This window comes from Nocardioides sp. LMS-CY, assembly GCF_018732145.1.
Classification (GTDB): Bacteria; Actinomycetota; Actinomycetes; order Propionibacteriales; family Nocardioidaceae; genus Nocardioides; species Nocardioides soli.
The window spans coordinates 2,766,971-2,782,505 of the sequence record NZ_CP076104.1 but is presented as its reverse complement, the minus strand read 5'-3'; the positions used below and the strand labels follow the sequence as shown (position 1 = coordinate 2,782,505).

Below are 15,535 nucleotides of genomic sequence, written 5' to 3'. Positions count from 1 at the left end.
GCGTTGCAGTTTGCCCTACGGTCGCCTAGTTTGACACGCGTCAACCCGCGAGGAGGGGGCATGGCCGAGACCATCCAGCAGCTCCTGCGCGAGCGCGCGGACGACGCCGGCACGGCGATCCGCTGGGGCGAGGTGAGCTGGACCTGGTGGGAGTACGTCGCCGAGTCGTCCGCGATCGCCGCCGCACTGCTCGGCATCGCCGACCGGTCCCGGCCCCTGCACGTCGGCACGCTGCTCGGCAACACGCCGGACATGCTGCACGCGATGGCGGCGGCCGGCCTCGGCGGCTACACCCTGTGCGGGATCAACACCACCCGGCGCGGGGAGGGGCTGTGCGCCGACATCCGCCGCGCCGACTGCCAGCTGCTGGTGACCGACGCCGAGCACCGATCGCTGCTCGAGGGGCTCGACCTCGACGACGTACGCGTCCTGGACACGTCGTCGCAGGAGTGGACCGACCTCCTCGCCGCCGCGGGCACGTTGACGCCGTACCGCGAGGTCGAGGCCACGGACACGTTCATGATGATCTTCACCTCCGGCACCAGTGGCGACCCGAAGGCCGTGCAGGTGAGCCACCTGATGGTGCTGTTCTCGGGTCTCAACCTCCAGGGCCGGTTCGAGCTCGGCCCCGACGACGTCTGCTACGCGGCGATGCCGCTCTTCCACTCCAACGCCGTGGTCGCCGGCTGGAGCCCGGCGGTGTGCGCGGGCGCCACGATCGTGCCGGCCAGGTTCAGCGCCTCGGGCTTCCTGGCCGACGTGCGGCGGTACGGCGTGACGTACCTGAACTACGTCGGCAAGCCGCTCGCCTACGTGCTCGCGACCCCGGAGCGACCGGACGACGCCGACAACCCGCTGCGGGTGGCCTTCGGCAACGAGGCCAGCGACCGCGACATCCGGGAGTTCGGCCGCCGCTTCGACTGCGAGGTCTCCGACGGCTTCGGCTCCACCGAGCTCGCGGTGATCATCACCCGCGAGCCCGGCACCCCCAACGGATCGATCGGCAAGGGCTTCGAGGGCGTCGCGATCTACGACCCGGAGTCCGTGACCGAGTGCGCCGTCGCGGAGTTCGACGCCGACGGCCGGCTCGTCAACGCCGACGCCGCGGTGGGGGAGCTGGTCAACACGACCGGCGGCGGGTACTTCGGTGGCTACTACAACGACAAGGCCGCCAACGACGACCGGATGCGGCACGGCATGTACTGGTCCGGCGACCTCGCCTACCGCGACGCCGACGGCTGGATCTACCTCGCCGGCCGCACGGCCGACTGGATGCGGGTCGACGGCGAGAACCTCGCCGCCGCGCCGATCGAGCGGGTGCTCCAGCGGCTCGATGCGGTCAACCGGGTCGCGGTGTACGCCGTGCCCGACGAGCTGGTCGGCGACCAGGTGATGGCCGCGGTCGTGCTCCAGGACGACGCGACGCTCGCGCCGGCCGAGCTGGAGGCCTTCCTCGGCGCGCAGGGGGACCTGTCCGCGAAGGCGTGGCCGCGCTATGTCCGGATCGCTCCCGACCTGCCCAGCACGGCCACCAACAAGGTGCTCAAGCGTGAGCTCGCGGCGCAGGGTCCGACGGCGGGCGACGGGGTGCTCTGGATCCGCGACGCGCGGGGGACGACGTACGCCGTCGACGGCTCGGTGCCGGCCTGAAGCTCCGGAATGCGGGTCGTCCCGGGACCTCGTTGGTACCGTGCTCCCCGGGATTTCGGCGGGGGAGGGTGCGCATGACGGTGACCGCGGGTCCGCCTGCGCCCGCAGCACAGCCGTCGCCGCGCCGCCCGAGCGGTGCTGCCGGCCGGCATCGGGCGGTCAAGGTCCGCGAGTTCCGGCGCGCCAAGACCCTCGCCGGTGCCCTCGGCGTCACGCTGCTGGGTGCCGCGCTGCCGGGCGCCGGTTACCTGTGGTCGCGACGACGGCTCGGGTACGTCGTCCTGGTGCCGTTCCTGATCGGCCTGGCCGGTGCGGCCTACTACGTCGGCGACCTGCACCGGGCGGTCGACTTCGCCTTCGACCCCGGCCGGCTCCAGGTCGCGTCGGTGGTGCTCGGCGTGGTGCTCGTGGCATGGGTCTTCGTGGTGGCGACGACGTACCTGATGGTGCGTCCGCTCGGCATGGCGATCCTCGAGAAGACGCTCGGAGTGATCGTCGTCGCGCTGCTGTGCGTGCTCGGCACGATCCCCGCCGTTCAGGCGGTGCGGATCGCGCACAGCCAGGCCGACCTCGTGGCCACCGTGTTCGACAACGAGCAGACGGCCACCGCACCCAAGAACGTCACGAAGGCCGACCCGTGGGCCGGCCGCGACCGGGTCAACGTCGTGCTCCTCGGCGGCGACGGAGGAGTCGGCCGCACCGGCATCCGCACCGACTCGGTGATCCTGCTGAGCATGGACACCCACAGCGGCAAGTCCGTGATGTTCAGCCTCCCGCGGAACATGATGAACGCGCAGTTCCCCGAGGACAGCCCGCTGCACGACGTCTTCCCGGACGGCTTCCGCGGCGAGGGCGACCCCGGCAGCTGGATGCTCAACGCGGTCTACGGCCAGGTGCCGGCGCTCTACCCGAACATCCTGGGCAAGTCGGAGAACGAGGGCGCCGACGCGGTCAAGCAGGCCGTGGCCGGCAGCCTGGGCACGCACGTGGACTACTACGTGCTGATCAACCTGCTCGGCTTCCAGCAGCTGGTCGACGCGATCGGTGGAGTCACCGTCAACATCAACGAGCCGATCGCGATCAACGGCAACACCGACGCCGGCATCCCGCCGACCGGCTACCTCCAGCCCGGCCCCGACCAGCACCTCGACGGCTTCCACGCGCTGTGGTATTCCCGCGGCCGGTGGGGCTCCGACGACTACCAGCGGATGCTGCGCCAGCGCTGCATGGTGAGCGCGATCGTCGACGCCGCCGACCCGCTGAACGTGCTGCGCCGTTACCAGGACCTCGCCGCCGCCGGCAAGGAGATCCTCCGCACCGACGTGCCCCGCGACCTGATGCCCGCCTTCGTCGACCTGGCGCTGAAGGTGAAGGAGAAGAAGATGCGCTCGATCGCCTTCGTCTCCTCGGACCGGTTCTTCTCCGGCGATCCCGACTTCGAGTGGATGCAGTCCGTCGTCGCCAAGGCGCTCGGCCCCAAGACCAAGGGCGGCGAGAAGGACGACCCGGGCAAGGCCGTCAAGACCGAGAACGCCTGCGGCTACCACCCCGTGGACTGATCGGGGTATCCCCGCCCGGCGGGTCAGCGCTTGGGCGCCGGCATCCGGATCGCGGCCTTGCGGATCGACTTCGAGACCGTCGGGCTCCCGGTGTAGCCGACCCGCGCGGGGTGCTTGCCCTTCGTGAGCCCGACCACCACGACCCGGGCCACGCCGTGCTTGTTGAGCGCGACCTTCTGCCGGAAGCCGCCCTTGACGCGGACCGCCACGTTGCCCTGGACGCTCGGGACGTAGCGGGCCACGACCCGGATCACGAGCCGCACCCCGTGGCGCAGCTGGACGCGCTGGACCTGGATCCGGGGGAGCACCTTCACCCGGGCCGTCGACGGCGTGCTGAGCGCGGCGACGTCGTAGCCCGCCCGGCTCGTGGTCACGCTCGCCGTGAGGCGGGTGCCGAGATCGGCCGGCGTCACCCGGTACGTCGTCGCGACGGCATCGGGGATCGGCTGGCCGTCGCGCAGCCACTGCACGGCGGCGGTCGCGTCGGCGGGCCGGTAGGTCCCGGGGCTGACCGTCAGGGTGCGGCGCGGGCGCGCGTCACCGGCGATCGCCGGCTTCTTGCGGACCCGGATCGTGCCGGGCGCGACCGGAGCGCTGGCCGCGGTGGGGACGGCCGCGTCGGCGTACCCCTTGCGGACCGCGGTCACAGCCGCGGACACGGTGCGGCCGGCCAGGTCGGGCGTGAGGGTCAGCGTGGTGCCGGTGGCGCCGGCGATCGGCTGCCCGTCGACGTACCAGCTGTAGGCGTACCCGGACGGCACCGGGCTCCAGGCTCCCGTGTCGAGCCTGAGCTTCTTCTCGACCTTGGCGTTGCCGCTGATGACCGGGGCGATCGTGTTCGCGAGGAGGCCGGGCTGGACCGGCCCGGTGGGCGCGGAGCTCGCGGTCTGGTCGTTGTACCCGCTTCGGGCAGCAGTCGTCTGCACCGACAGCACCTGACCGACCCGACCCTTGCCGAGGGCGACGCTCGACTTGGTCGCGCCCTTGATCGGCTGGCCGTTGGCGAACCACTGGTACTTCACCGAGCTCGCCGCCGGCGTCCACGTGCCGGCCGACGCGGTCAGCCGGGTGCCGACCCGCGCGTCGCCGGAGATCATCGGGGCGGCGGTGTTCTGCACGGTCATGTCGGTGAAGTGGATGAAGCCGCTCGGCCAGTTGCCGCTCGACCGGGTCACGCGCGCCCACGAGAAGTCGCCGCGCCAGCTGTCCTGGGAGACGATGATCTCGTCTGCGGAGACCACCTGCTCGATGTAGGCCACGTGACCCGCGGAGCCGGCCGGGCCCTTGTTGGCCTTCCACCAGGCGACGGCGCCGACGGCCGGTGTGCCGTTCGTCAGCTGCGGGACGGAGGTCCCCCAGTACGTCGCGTTGCCGCCGCCGGACCACGGCCGGACGTTGGGCATGCCGTTCTGGACCATGCGGTAGGCGACGTAGTTCGTGCAGTTGTGGCCGGCGTACATCCGCCAGTACATCTTGTTGCCGGCCTGGGCGTACCCCGCGTGCCCCATGCCCGCGTTGGCGCAGGCCTGGTAGCCGTAGCAGAGGTACGCGCTCTTCTTGAAGTTGAGCTGCGAGCGGGTCAGCCCGTCGGCGGCCGCGGCGCGCTCGCGCTCGAGCAGCGCCGCCTTGCTGTCGTCGTCGGCAGACTGCTGCTTCGGCTGGGCCTTCTCCTGAGCCCTGTCCTGGGTCTTCTCCTGCGTCTTCTTGTCAGCCTCCTGGCCCAACTGCTCGGCATCCGCCTGGGCGTCCGGCTCAGCCGGGTCCGTGGCGTCGCTCTCGCTCTCCGGGTCGGCCTCCTGCTGGTCGACCGTCGCCGCATCCGGCTGCGCCTCGCGCTGCTCCTGCCGGGGCTCGGACGTGGGGTCGTCGGGCGTGGCCGAGGTGGTCGGGGCGAACGCCACGAGGCTGCCGACGAGCGCGGTGGTCGCCGCTGCGATCAGCGGCGCACGGAGGCGTGAACGGAGCGACACGCGTGGGAGTCTAGGGACAAAAGTGCGCTCGTGGGAAACTTGTGAACGAATTTGTCAAGCGACACGCCGAACTACAATGGTTAAATTACAACCGTGTGATTTCGGGTTTGCCTGGAGTCGATGATGGCGAGGCCCCCGCGCGAGCACGGACGACGTCTCGATCGATGACATCGCCTGATCTCCCGTTAAGAGTTGGTCGCGGTCGGCGGGTCCGGGGCGTGCGCCGTGCGCGAGCGACTTCTCGATACCGCCCTCAAGGCTGTGGCCTCGGGTCCGTCTTCAGGCGCCTGAAGACGGATGGGCTCAGCGCAGCGGTAGCCGTCGGACCCGAATTCTGTCGTCAGCGAAGACGACGACCGCCCCGGTCACGAGGTCGTCGGCCACCTCTGCGAGATTGGCGAGGAGAGTGTCAACCCGATGCTCGACGCTTCGATTCCCTTGACGGAACAAGATCAGGCTGGGCAGGTCGGCGCCGGAACGCGCCAGGATCTCCCCGAAGTCGGTGTCCGCTGAGATCAGGATGCGCCGCTCGGTGAGGGCGAGCTCGAGTACCTCGTCATCGACGTGTCCCTGCAGACCGCGATCCTGTACGTGGGCGACGTCGTGACCGGCTGCTCCGAGCAGTTCGGTGGTTCGAGTGCTCAAGCACTCATCAACCAGAAACCTCACGCAGGCATCCGCAGTGGGAGCTGACGCTCCGAGACCGCGGCCGCGGCGAACTCAAGGGCGGCCCGGACATCCTCCGGCGAGAGTTGGGGATAGTCCGACAGGATCTCGTCGATGCCCTGTCCCTCGGCAAAGAGGCCTACAACCGTGGCGACCGGAACCCGGGTGCCACGAATACACGGCACACCGCCCATGATGCGGTGGTCGGCGACGATCCGGTCTTCGGTCATGCGGTCAGTGTAGAGCGGAACCGTCGCAGGCACTCTGCCTCAGAGGCCCGAGCCTCATAGCCGGCGAAGGCCCTACCTGTCGTCTGTGTGTCCGAGGGGGGACTTGAACCCCCACGCCCTAATACGGGCACTAGCACCTCAAGCTAGCGCGTCTGCCAATTCCGCCACCCGGACGAGTGCGGTGGAACAGTAGCAAAGGCTGGGACGAAGTTCCGCATCGGCATCGGACGTGGCGCCACTGCCGCGCGATGCCATGCTGGAGCCATGACCGACCGACCCGTGCAGCCGGCTTCCGACCCCACCGCCGAGGTGGTCGAGCTGTGCCGTGACCTGATCCGGATCGACACCAGCAACTACGGCAGCACCGACGACGGTCCGGGGGAGCGCAAGGCCGCCGAGCACGTCGCCGCGCTGCTCGACGAGGTCGGCATCGAGAGCCGGCTGTACGAGTCCGAGCCCGGTCGGACGTCGGTCGTGGCCCAGTGGGGCGGCTCGGCCAGCGACCGCGGTGGGCTGCTGCTGCACGGCCACCTCGACGTCGTACCGGCGGCTGCCGAGGACTGGCAGGTCGACCCGTTCTCCGGCGAGATCCGGGACGGCTACCTCTGGGGTCGGGGCACGGTCGACATGAAGGACTTCGACGCGATCCTGCTCGCCGTCGTGCGCGACCGGCAGCGCACCGGGCGGGTGCCCGAGCGGCCGATCACGCTGTGCTTCACGGCCGACGAGGAGGCGGGTGGGCACCTCGGGGCCGAGGTGCTCGTCGAGGAGCACGCCGACGAGTTCGAGGGCTGCACCGAGGCAGTCGGCGAGGTCGGTGGCTTCAGCGCGACGGTGCGTGGGCGCCGGATCTACCTGATCGAGGCTGCCGAGAAGGGCATGGCGTGGATGCGGCTGACGGCCCGCGGCCGCGCGGGACACGGGTCGATGCTCAACCACGAGAACGCCGTGACGGCGCTGTCGGCGGCCGTGGCCCGGATCGGCGCGTACGAGTGGCCGGTGCGGCTGACGCCGGCGATGCGGACGCTGCTCGCGGCCGTCGCCGAGCTCGCCGGCACGGAGGCGACCCCGGAGAACGCCGAGGCGCTGGTGGAGGAGTTCGGCGGTGCCGCCCGGATGATGGGCGCGGCGATCCGCAACACCTGCAACCCGACGATGCTGGACGCCGGCTACAAGGTGAACGTCATCCCGACCGAGGCCACCGCCCACGTCGACGGCCGCTTCCTGCCGGGCTTCGAGGACGAGTTCTTCGCGACGCTCGCCGCGCTCGCGGGCGACGACATCGACATCGACTTCGTCAGCAACCAGCCGACCTGGGCGACGCCGTACGAGGGCGACCTGGTGGACGCGATGACCCGGTCGATCCTGGCCGAGGACGACGAGGCGATCGTCGCGCCGTACCTGATGAGCGGCGGCACCGACGCCAAGCACTTCCGCAAGCTCGGGATGCGCTCCTACGGGTTCGCGCCGCTGCGGCTGCCGGCGGACCTCGACTTCACCGCGCTCTTCCACGGGGTCGACGAGCGGGTGTCGCTCGACGCGCTGACGTTCGGAGCCCGGGTGTTCGACCGGTTCCTCGACGACGTGTGAGTCGGCCCGGCGCGGGCCGGCTCAGGCGGTCCGTACGGCGCGGATGATCTTGCGCCGGAGCACGACCCGGCGGGTGCCGTCGGCACCGATCCGGACCCGGTCGAGCTCCCAGCCGCCGTGCTCGGCCCGGTCGACCAGCAGCTTCGTGACGACGTTGCGGGAGAACTCCCGCGAGAACGACACCTTGTCGAACTCCCACTCCACCCCGGCTGCGGGTGGGCGGCGCAGTGCACGGCTCATGGGGTTCCCCCAATCATGATTCCACCAGTCATGGTTCGACCCGGTCGGGACTCAGTCGGTAGACACATCATCCAGGGCGGCGGTGATCTCGGGTGGCAGGCTCAGCTCGTCGACCCCGAGGGCACCCCGCAGCTGGGCGGCGGTGCGGGCGCCGACGATCGGTGCGGTCACCCCGGGCCGGTCGCGCACCCAGGTCAGGGCCACCTCGAGCGCCGACCAGCCCAGGCCCTCGGCGGCGCGGGCGACCGCCTCGACGATCCCGGCGCCTCGCTCGTCGAGGTAGGGGTTCACGAAGTTCGCGAAGTGACTGGTCGCCGCCCGCGAGTCCGACGGCGTACCGGTGCGGTACTTGCCGGTCAGCACGCCACGTCCCAGCGGCGACCAGGGCAGCACCCCCAGCCCGAGCGCGGCGGCCGCCGGCAGCACCTCCTGCTCGACCGCGCGGTTGAGCAGCGAGTACTCGACCTGCGTGCTCGCCAGGGGAGTCCGCCCCGGCACCGCGCGCTGCCACGTCGCGGCCCGGGCGGTCTGCCAGCCGGCGTAGTTCGAGACCCCGACGTACGAGGCGCGTCCGGTCGACACGGCGTGGTCGAGGGCCGCGAGGGTCTCCTCGAGCGGGGTGTCGTCGGACCAGATGTGCACCTGCCACAGGTCGACGTGGTCGACGCCCAGCCGGCGCAGCGAGGCGTCCAGCGTGCCGAGCAGGTGGCCTCGCGAGGTGTCGTAGGACCGGCCGCCCTGCCGCGAGCTGATGCCCGCCTTGGTCGCGAGCACGACCTCGTCGCGGGCGACCACGTCGCCGATCAGCGAGCCGATCAGCTCCTCCGATGCACCGCTGCCGTAGCCCGCGGCGGTGTCGATCAGCGTCCCGCCCGCCTCGGCGAACGCGATCAGCTGGTCCCTGGCCTCGTGCTCATCGGTGTCGCGACCCCAGGTCATCGTGCCGAGGCCGAGCCGGGACACCGTCAGGCCGGTCGAGCCGACACGCCGCTGCTGCATGGCGACAAGGTAGTCGGCGCGCGTCCGCGGGGCGTCCCCGGCACGCCAGGTGGGCGCCCGTAGGATTCCGCGTCGTGGTGGACTTCCTCCAGGCCGTCGTCCTCGGGATCATCCAGGGACTGACCGAGTTCCTCCCGATCTCCAGCAGCGCACACCTCCGGATCCTCCCGGAGGTCTTCGGCTGGGGCGACCCCGGAGCCGCGTTCACCGCGGTCGTGCAGATCGGCACCGAGCTGGCCGTCCTGATCTACTTCTGGCGCGACATCTGGCGGATCGGCTCGACCTGGGTGAAGTCCCTCTTCCGCCCGGAGTACCGCGGCCAGCTCGACGCCCGGATGGGCTGGTTCATCATCCTGGGGTCGGTGCCGATCGTCGTGCTCGGCATCGCGCTCAAGGACGTCATCGAGAAGGACTTCCGCAGCCTCTGGGTGATCGGCACGATGCTGATCGTCATGGGCATCGTGCTCGGCATCGCCGACCGCATCGGCGGCACCAGCAAGGGGCTCAAGCAGCTGTCGCTGCGCGACGCGATCCTGATGGGCTGTGCCCAGGCGCTGGCCCTGATCCCCGGCGTCTCCCGCTCGGGCGCCACGCTCTCGATGGGCCGCTTCCTCGGGTACGAGCGGGAGACCGCGACCCGGTACGCGTTCCTGCTCGCGATCCCGGCGGTGATCGGCGCCGGCCTCTTCGAGCTCAAGGAGATCCCGCACGGCGACAACCTCTACGGCTGGGGGCCGACCATCGTCGCGACGATCGCCTCCTTCATCGTGGGGTACGCCGCGATCGCCTGGCTGCTCCGGTACATCACGACGCACTCGTACACGCCGTTCGTCATCTACCGGATCGCGCTCGGCGCCGGCACCCTCCTGCTCGTGGCGACCGGGGTGATCGCCGCCTGAGCCTGGACTCAGAGCCAGCCGGACTTCTTGAAGAGCGTCCACAGCCCGGCGGCGACGAGACCCATCAGCACCAGCGCGAACGGGTAGCCGTAGGTCCAGCCGAGCTCGGGCATGTGCGTGAAGTTCATGCCGTAGATGCCCGCGATGAGCGTCGGCACCACGACCAGCGCGGCGCCGGCCGAGATCTTGCGCATGTCGTCGTTCTGCTGCACCGAGATCTGCGCGAGATGGGCGTCGAACGCCGTCGACAGCAGCGCGTCGAGGGAGTCGACCGTCTCCGCCGCCCGGGCGAGGTGGTCGGCCACGTCGCGGAAGAAGGGCCGTGCCTTCTCCGGCACCGTCGCCACGTCGCCGCGCGCCAGCCGTGCCACCGGCTCGCGCAGCGGCAGCACGGCCCGTCGTACCTCCGCGAGCTCGCGCTTGAGCACGTAGATCCGGGCGGAGTCGTTGGTGCGGTCGGTCGAGAACACGGACGTCTCGATCTCGTCGACGTCGACGACCAGCTCGTCGACCACGTCGAGGTACTCGTCGACGACCCGGTCGATCACGGCGTACAGCACGCCGCCCGGCCCGTGACCCAGCACCTGGTGACTGGACTCGAGCGCCCGGCGGGCGGAGTGCAGCTCGTTGCCCTGGCCGTGGCGCACCGAGACGACGAAGTCGTGCCCGGCGAACATCGCGATCTCGCCGGTCTCGACGGCGTCCCGCTCGTCGACGTACCAGAGCGTCTTGAGCACCACGAACACCATGTCGCCGTACCGCTCCAGCTTCGGCCGCTGGTGGGCGCGCACGGCGTCCTCGACGGCCAGCGGGTGGAGCCCGAACACCTCGGCGACGTCGGCGATCTCGTCCTCGGTCGGCTCGTGCAGGCCGATCCAGACGAAGTCGTCGGCACCCCTCGCCCGCGCGCGCAACGCGCGGTAGTCGGTGTCGCCCTGCACGCGGGACCCGTCCCGGTAGAGGGCGCAGTCGACGATCACAGAGCAACGGTAGCCCCATTAGAGTCCCGGCCATGGCAACTGTGATCCTGGTCCGCCACGGGCGTACGACCTCGAACGCGTCGGGCGTGCTCTCGGGCCGGCTCCCGGGCGTGCTGCTCGACGAGACCGGGACGGCGCAGGCCGCACGGACGGCCGAGCGGCTCGCCGCCGTCCCGCTCGCGGCCGTGGCGACCAGCCCCCTGGAGCGCTGCCGGCAGACCGCGAAGGCGATCGTCGCGGCCCAGCCCCGCGGGCTGCGGGCGGCGACCGACCGGGCGCTCACCGAGTGCGACTACGGCGAGTGGCAGGGCCGTCCGCTCAAGGAGCTGGCCAAGGAGAAGCTCTGGTCGACCGTGCAGAGCCAGCCGTCGGCGGTGACCTTCCCCGGCGGCGAGGCGATGGCGGCGATGCAGGCCCGTGCGGTGGCGGCGGTACGCCGTCGCGACGCACTCGTCGAGGCCGAGCACGGCCCCGGGGCCGTCTGGGTGGCGGTCAGCCACGGCGATCTCGTGAAGTCGATCCTCGCCGACGCCCTCGGCCTGCACCTCGACCTGTTCCAGCGCCTGCACGTCGACCCGGCGTCGGTCTCCATCGTCAGGTACACGCCCAGCCGGCCCTACGTGGTCGCCACCAACACCCACTCCGGTGACCTCTCCTGGCTGGCGCCGCCGGCCAAGAGCGCGCGCAAGGGAGGCCGGAGGCGGGCCTCGGACGACGCGGTGGTCGGCGGTGGCGCCGGGCCTTCCGAAACCGCCTAGGGTTGCTGTCATGGCACCCCTGGTCCACGGCTTCGACCCGCCCGAGCGCTTCGTGGCCGGCACGGTCGGCCCGCCCGGACAGCGCACGTTCTTCCTGCAGGCCCGGACGGGCGCGCGCCTCGTGAGCGTCGCGCTGGAGAAGCAACAGGTGCAGGCGCTCGCCGAGCGCATCGACGAGCTGCTCGACGAGGTGCTGGCCAGCTCGCGGAGCGACGCCGTCATCCCGGCGGTCGCCCCGCTCGGCCTCGACGACACCGCCCCCCTGGAGCAGCCGATCGAGGAGGAGTTCCGCGCGGGCACGATGACGCTGTCGTGGGACCCCGACGACGAGCGCGTGGTGATCGAGGTGTTCCCGTTCACCGAGGCCGCGGTCGTCACCCCGGACCAGCTCGACGAGGACTTCGAGGAGCCCGAGCCGGACGAGGTGTTCCTGGTCCGGATCGCGGCCGGATCGGCGCGGGCCTTCGTGAAACGCGCCGAACAGGTGCTCGGCGCGGGCCGCCCCGACTGCCCCTTCTGCGGCAACCCGATCGACCCCGACGGTCACCTGTGCGTGCGGGCGAACGGGTTCCGGCGGCGGGACCCGTGACGGCCGAGCCCGTCGCCGAGCTCCTCGAGGGCGAGCTCACCCTGCACGGCCGGATCATGCCGGCCTCGAACGCCACCTTCCTGGGCGAGATCGGCGGCATCAAGGTCGTCTACAAGCCGGTCGCGGGGGAGCGACCGCTCTGGGACTTCCCCGACGGGTCGCTCGCCGAGCGCGAGCGCGCGGCGTACCTGCTCTCGGCGGCGACCGGCTGGAATATCGTGCCCGAGACCTGGCTCCGCGACGGCCCGCATGGCCGCGGCATGGTGCAGCGCTGGCAGGAGCCCGACCCGGAGCAGGTGGCGGTGACGCTGGTGCCCGAGGGAGAGGTGCCCGAGGGCTGGCGGCACGTCTTCGACGGCATCGACGGCCAGGACCGGCCGGTGTCGCTGATCCACGAGGACACCGCGGCGCTGCGCCGGATGGCGGTCTTCGACATTCTCGCCAACAACGCCGACCGCAAGGGCGGGCACGTCCTCGAGGTCGCCGACGGGCATCGGTACGGCGTGGACCACGGCGTCAGCTTCCATGCCGACCACAAGCTCCGCACCGTGCTGTGGGGCTGGCTCGGCGAGCCGCTGACCGAGGACGAGCTGGCCGGCGTGCAGCGGGTCCTCACCGCGGTCCGCGGACCGCTCGGCGACCGGCTCGCCGAGCACCTCGACGACCTCGAGATCGAGGCCCTGGCGCGCCGCTGCGTCCGGCTCGCGGAGCGGGCGGTGCTGCCCTCGCCGCGGGGGGACTGGCCGGCGATACCGTGGCCGCCGTTCTGACCGCCGCAGGTCCCTCGTCTAGGCTTCCGGCATGCGCGCCTGGCCTTCCCCGGAGATCCCGACCCTGCTCGTCGCGGGCCCCCCGGTGGCCCTCCACGACACGCCGTCCGGCGCCCTGGTCACCACCTCGCCGGACGCCGCGGCGCGGCTCTACGTCTGCGGCATCACGCCGTACGACGCCACGCACCTGGGGCACGCCAACACCTACGTCGCGTTCGACCTGCTGAACCGCGCCTGGCGCAACGCCGGCCACGACGTGGTCTACGTCCAGAACGTCACCGACGTCGACGACCCGCTGCTCGAGCGGGCCGCGAAGGTGCACGTCGACTGGGTGGAGCTCGCCGAGCGCGAGACCGAGCTCTTCCGCCAGGACATGGTGGCGCTGCGGGTGCTGGCCCCCGACCACTACGTCGGCGCGGTCGAGTCGATCCCGCTGGTGATCGACCTGATCCGCCGGCTCGAGGACGCCGGGAGCGTCTACCGTGTCGAGGACGACCTCTACTTCTCGGTGACCGCGGACCCGGCGTTCGGTGCGGAGTCCGGCTGGTCCCGCGAGCGGATGCTCGAGATCTATCCCGAGCGCGGTGGGGACCCGGACCGGCCCGGCAAGAAGGACCCGCTCGACTGCGTCGTCTGGCGCGGCGAGCGCGAGGGCGAGCCGTCGTGGGAGAGCCCCTGGGGTCGTGGGCGTCCGGGCTGGCACGTCGAGTGCACCGCGATCGCCCAGCGGCATCTCGGCGGCGCCTTCGACGTGCAGGGCGGGGGCAGCGACCTGGTCTTCCCGCACCACGAGATGTGCGCCGGCCACGCCCAGGTAGCCGACCCCGGGACGCCGTTCGCGAAGATCTACAGCCACGGCGGGATGGTCGGGTACGACGGCGAGAAGATGTCGAAGTCCCGCGGCAATCTCGTCTTCGTCTCCGCGCTGCGCAACAGCGACGTCGACCCGATGGCGATCCGGCTGGCGCTGCTGCGCCACCACTACCGCGCCGACTGGGAGTGGGTCGACGACGAGCTGTGGACCGCCGTCGACGACCTCGACCGCTGGAGGCGAGCGCTCTCGCTCGGCGCGGGCGCTCCGGCGGCACCGGTGGTGACCGAGGTCCTCGCCGCGCTCGCCGACGACCTCGACGCCCCCCGCGCGACCGCGGCCGTGGACCGCTGGGCGGCCGCCACGCTGGGCACCGACGGGCTGGCCGACACCTCCGACCCGGAGGCCGCCGTCCAGCTGCTCGCCGTGCTCGATGCGGCACTCGGCCTCGCCGTCTGACCCACCACCGTCGTGACAGGCCCGGTCGGCGTCGAACGAGGCCGGGCCCGCGTCTCGGCGTACGTCTACGGCAACATCCTGGTGCTGGCGGCGGTCCTGACCGCGACGCCGCACACGATCCGGAGCGGCCACGCCGTCGTGGTCGTGCTGGCGACGACGGTCACGACGTACCTCGCCCACGTCGTAGCGCACGCGGTAGGCGCCGCCGTCGGCGAGGAGAAGCCCGAGGGGCTGTCCCGCGACGAGCTCCGCGACGCGGTCCCGATCATGTCCTCCGGCTCGCTGCCCACGCTGATCCTCGCGCTGGGCGCGCTGATGTCGCTGGACCCGTCACTGGTCGAGGGCGCGGCGGCCGCCGTGGTGATCGTGCGCCTCGTCGGCATCGGTGCGGTCGTCGACCGGTTCAGCGACCGGACGCATCGGCGGCGATCCTGGCTGGCCGGCGCCGTGGTGGCCGGGGTCAGCGTGCTGATCGTGGTGCTGAAGCTGGCCTTCGCGCACTGAGGGCGTCGACGGCTAGGTGTCGTCCTGGCGGCGCTTGAGATATCGCTCGAACTCGCGGGCGATCGCCTCGCCGGACGCCTCGGGGAGGTCGGTGGTGTCCCGCGTCTCCTCCAGCGAGCGGACGTAGTCGGCGACGTCCTCGTCCTCCTGCGCGAGCTCGTCGACGCCGCGCTCCCAGGCCCGGGCGTCCTCGGGGAGCTCGCCGAGGGGGATGCTCGCCTCCAGCAGGTCCTCGAGCTGGCCGAGCAGCGCGAGCGTGGCCTTGGGGCAGGGCGGCTGCGCGACGTAGTGGGGCACCGCCGCCCAGTACGACACCGACGGCATGTCGAGCCGCCCGCAGGCGTCCTGGAACACGCCGACGATCCCGGTCGGCCCCTCGTAGCTCGACTCCTCGAGCTTCAGCCGATCCATCAGCTCGGGCTCGCTGGCGGTCCCGGTCACCGGGATCGGCCGGGTGTGCGGCGTATCGGCTAGCAGCGCCCCCAGGGAGACGACCAGCTGGGCGCCGAGCTCGTCACAGGCGGCGAGCAGCTCCGCGCTGAACTGCCGCCAGCGCATGTTGGGCTCGATGCCGCGGACCAGGATGACGTCGCGGTCGAGGGTCGGGGGAGAGGCGATCGCGATCTGGGTGGTCGGCCAGGTGATCCGGCGGTGGCCGTTCTCGTCCACGCCGACGAGGGGCCGGTTGACCTGGAAGTCGTAGAAGTCCTCCGGGTCGATGGCGCCGGCCACGCGCGCGCCCCAGACCTTCATCAGATGGTCGACGGTCGAGGAGGCGGCGTCCGCCGCGTCGTTCCAGCCCTCGAAGGCCGCGATCACGATCGGGTCCACCAGGTCGGGAACGCCCTCGAGCTCGATCAC

At 71.5% G+C, this 15,535-nt stretch carries 16 protein-coding genes and 1 tRNA gene; 9 read left to right on the top strand and 8 right to left on the bottom strand.

Annotation, left to right across the window (positions count from 1 at the left end; all coding sequences use genetic code 11):
- Positions 1-60: 60 nt before the first annotated feature.
- The gene (gene fadD1, locus KM427_RS13425; protein ID WP_215524182.1) at positions 61-1,650 is read left to right on the top strand and encodes a fatty-acid--CoA ligase FadD1; all 1,590 of its coding nucleotides are present in this window, start codon (positions 61-63) and stop codon (positions 1,648-1,650) included.
- Positions 1,651-1,724: 74 nt separating this feature from the next.
- On the top strand, positions 1,725-3,209 hold the full coding sequence (locus KM427_RS13420; protein WP_215524181.1) for an LCP family protein: 1,485 nt from the start codon (positions 1,725-1,727) through the stop codon (positions 3,207-3,209).
- A 23-nt stretch (positions 3,210-3,232) separates the two neighbouring features.
- On the opposite strand, the gene KM427_RS13415 is transcribed toward KM427_RS13420, so the two are convergent.
- The 4 genes from KM427_RS13415 to KM427_RS13400 form a co-directional block, all read right to left on the bottom strand.
- Entirely contained in the window at positions 3,233-5,179 is a 1,947-nt protein-coding gene (locus KM427_RS13415; protein WP_215524180.1) for a CHAP domain-containing protein, read from the bottom strand.
- Between the two features lie 303 nt (positions 5,180-5,482).
- Positions 5,483-5,824 (bottom strand): DUF5615 family PIN-like protein, encoded by a 342-nt coding sequence (locus tag KM427_RS13410; protein ID WP_215524179.1) that lies wholly within the window; start codon positions 5,822-5,824, stop codon positions 5,483-5,485.
- Between the two features lie 20 nt (positions 5,825-5,844).
- On the bottom strand, positions 5,845-6,075 hold the full coding sequence (locus KM427_RS13405) for a DUF433 domain-containing protein (RefSeq protein WP_183594682.1): 231 nt from the start codon (positions 6,073-6,075) through the stop codon (positions 5,845-5,847).
- 88 nt (positions 6,076-6,163) lie between these two features.
- Positions 6,164-6,249 (bottom strand) — tRNA-Leu (locus tag KM427_RS13400).
- 90 nt (positions 6,250-6,339) lie between these two features.
- Here KM427_RS13400 and KM427_RS13395 point away from each other — a divergent pair.
- Positions 6,340-7,665: a M20/M25/M40 family metallo-hydrolase gene (locus KM427_RS13395; RefSeq protein WP_215524178.1), complete on the top strand. Its 1,326-nt coding sequence runs from the start codon at positions 6,340-6,342 to the stop codon at positions 7,663-7,665.
- Positions 7,666-7,686: 21 nt separating this feature from the next.
- On the opposite strand, the gene KM427_RS13390 is transcribed toward KM427_RS13395, so the two are convergent.
- Together KM427_RS13390 and KM427_RS13385 are read right to left on the bottom strand one after the other, a co-directional pair.
- Complete coding sequence (locus tag KM427_RS13390; RefSeq protein ID WP_221200106.1) at positions 7,687-7,905, bottom strand: DUF5703 family protein; 219 nt, start codon at positions 7,903-7,905, stop codon at positions 7,687-7,689.
- Between the two features lie 51 nt (positions 7,906-7,956).
- The gene (locus tag KM427_RS13385; RefSeq protein ID WP_183594684.1) at positions 7,957-8,904 is read right to left on the bottom strand and encodes an aldo/keto reductase; all 948 of its coding nucleotides are present in this window, start codon (positions 8,902-8,904) and stop codon (positions 7,957-7,959) included.
- A 74-nt stretch (positions 8,905-8,978) separates the two neighbouring features.
- Between KM427_RS13385 and KM427_RS13380 the strand changes: the two genes are divergently transcribed.
- Positions 8,979-9,803: an undecaprenyl-diphosphate phosphatase gene (locus tag KM427_RS13380; protein ID WP_215524177.1), complete on the top strand. Its 825-nt coding sequence runs from the start codon at positions 8,979-8,981 to the stop codon at positions 9,801-9,803.
- An 8-nt stretch (positions 9,804-9,811) separates the two neighbouring features.
- Here KM427_RS13380 and corA read toward each other — a convergent pair whose 3' ends face one another.
- The gene (corA, locus tag KM427_RS13375) at positions 9,812-10,783 is read right to left on the bottom strand and encodes a magnesium/cobalt transporter CorA (RefSeq protein ID WP_215524176.1); all 972 of its coding nucleotides are present in this window, start codon (positions 10,781-10,783) and stop codon (positions 9,812-9,814) included.
- A 32-nt stretch (positions 10,784-10,815) separates the two neighbouring features.
- Between corA and KM427_RS13370 the strand changes: the two genes are divergently transcribed.
- Genes KM427_RS13370 through KM427_RS13350 form a run of 5 tightly spaced genes read left to right on the top strand, consistent with a single transcriptional unit; the run spans position 10,816 to position 14,674 of the window.
- Positions 10,816-11,541 carry an MSMEG_4193 family putative phosphomutase gene (locus KM427_RS13370; RefSeq protein WP_215524175.1) on the top strand — a complete coding sequence of 242 codons (726 nt, stop codon included), beginning with the start codon at positions 10,816-10,818 and terminating at the stop codon, positions 11,539-11,541.
- Between the two features lie 10 nt (positions 11,542-11,551).
- Complete coding sequence (locus tag KM427_RS13365) at positions 11,552-12,130, top strand: DUF3090 domain-containing protein (RefSeq protein ID WP_215524174.1); 579 nt, start codon at positions 11,552-11,554, stop codon at positions 12,128-12,130.
- Complete coding sequence (locus KM427_RS13360) at positions 12,127-12,900, top strand: SCO1664 family protein (protein ID WP_286674191.1); 774 nt, start codon at positions 12,127-12,129, stop codon at positions 12,898-12,900. Before KM427_RS13365 ends, KM427_RS13360 begins: the two co-directional genes overlap by 4 nt.
- Before the next feature lie 31 nt (positions 12,901-12,931).
- Positions 12,932-14,170 (top strand): cysteine--1-D-myo-inosityl 2-amino-2-deoxy-alpha-D-glucopyranoside ligase, encoded by a 1,239-nt coding sequence (gene mshC / locus KM427_RS13355; protein WP_215524173.1) that lies wholly within the window; start codon positions 12,932-12,934, stop codon positions 14,168-14,170.
- A 12-nt stretch (positions 14,171-14,182) separates the two neighbouring features.
- Positions 14,183-14,674, top strand: coding sequence for a hypothetical protein (locus tag KM427_RS13350; protein ID WP_183594690.1), 492 nt, complete (start codon positions 14,183-14,185; stop codon positions 14,672-14,674).
- A 12-nt stretch (positions 14,675-14,686) separates the two neighbouring features.
- Here the strand turns inward: KM427_RS13350 and KM427_RS13345 are convergent, their stop codons facing one another.
- A complete protein-coding gene (locus KM427_RS13345; RefSeq protein ID WP_215524172.1) occupies positions 14,687-15,535 on the bottom strand; it encodes a PAC2 family protein in 849 nt (282 codons plus the stop codon).

Coding starts and splice junctions, on each gene's coding strand:
- fadD1 (WP_215524182.1), top strand. CDS start 61: ATGGCCGAGACCATCCAGCAGCTCCTGCGCGAGCGCGCGGACGACGCC.
- KM427_RS13420 (WP_215524181.1), top strand. CDS start 1,725: ATGACGGTGACCGCGGGTCCGCCTGCGCCCGCAGCACAGCCGTCGCCG.
- KM427_RS13405 (WP_183594682.1), bottom strand. CDS start 6,075: ATGACCGAAGACCGGATCGTCGCCGACCACCGCATCATGGGCGGTGTG.
- KM427_RS13395 (WP_215524178.1), top strand. CDS start 6,340: ATGACCGACCGACCCGTGCAGCCGGCTTCCGACCCCACCGCCGAGGTG.
- KM427_RS13390 (WP_221200106.1), bottom strand. CDS start 7,905: ATGAGCCGTGCACTGCGCCGCCCACCCGCAGCCGGGGTGGAGTGGGAG.
- KM427_RS13385 (WP_183594684.1), bottom strand. CDS start 8,904: ATGCAGCAGCGGCGTGTCGGCTCGACCGGCCTGACGGTGTCCCGGCTC.
- KM427_RS13370 (WP_215524175.1), top strand. CDS start 10,816: ATGGCAACTGTGATCCTGGTCCGCCACGGGCGTACGACCTCGAACGCG.
- KM427_RS13365 (WP_215524174.1), top strand. CDS start 11,552: ATGGCACCCCTGGTCCACGGCTTCGACCCGCCCGAGCGCTTCGTGGCC.
- mshC (WP_215524173.1), top strand. CDS start 12,932: ATGCGCGCCTGGCCTTCCCCGGAGATCCCGACCCTGCTCGTCGCGGGC.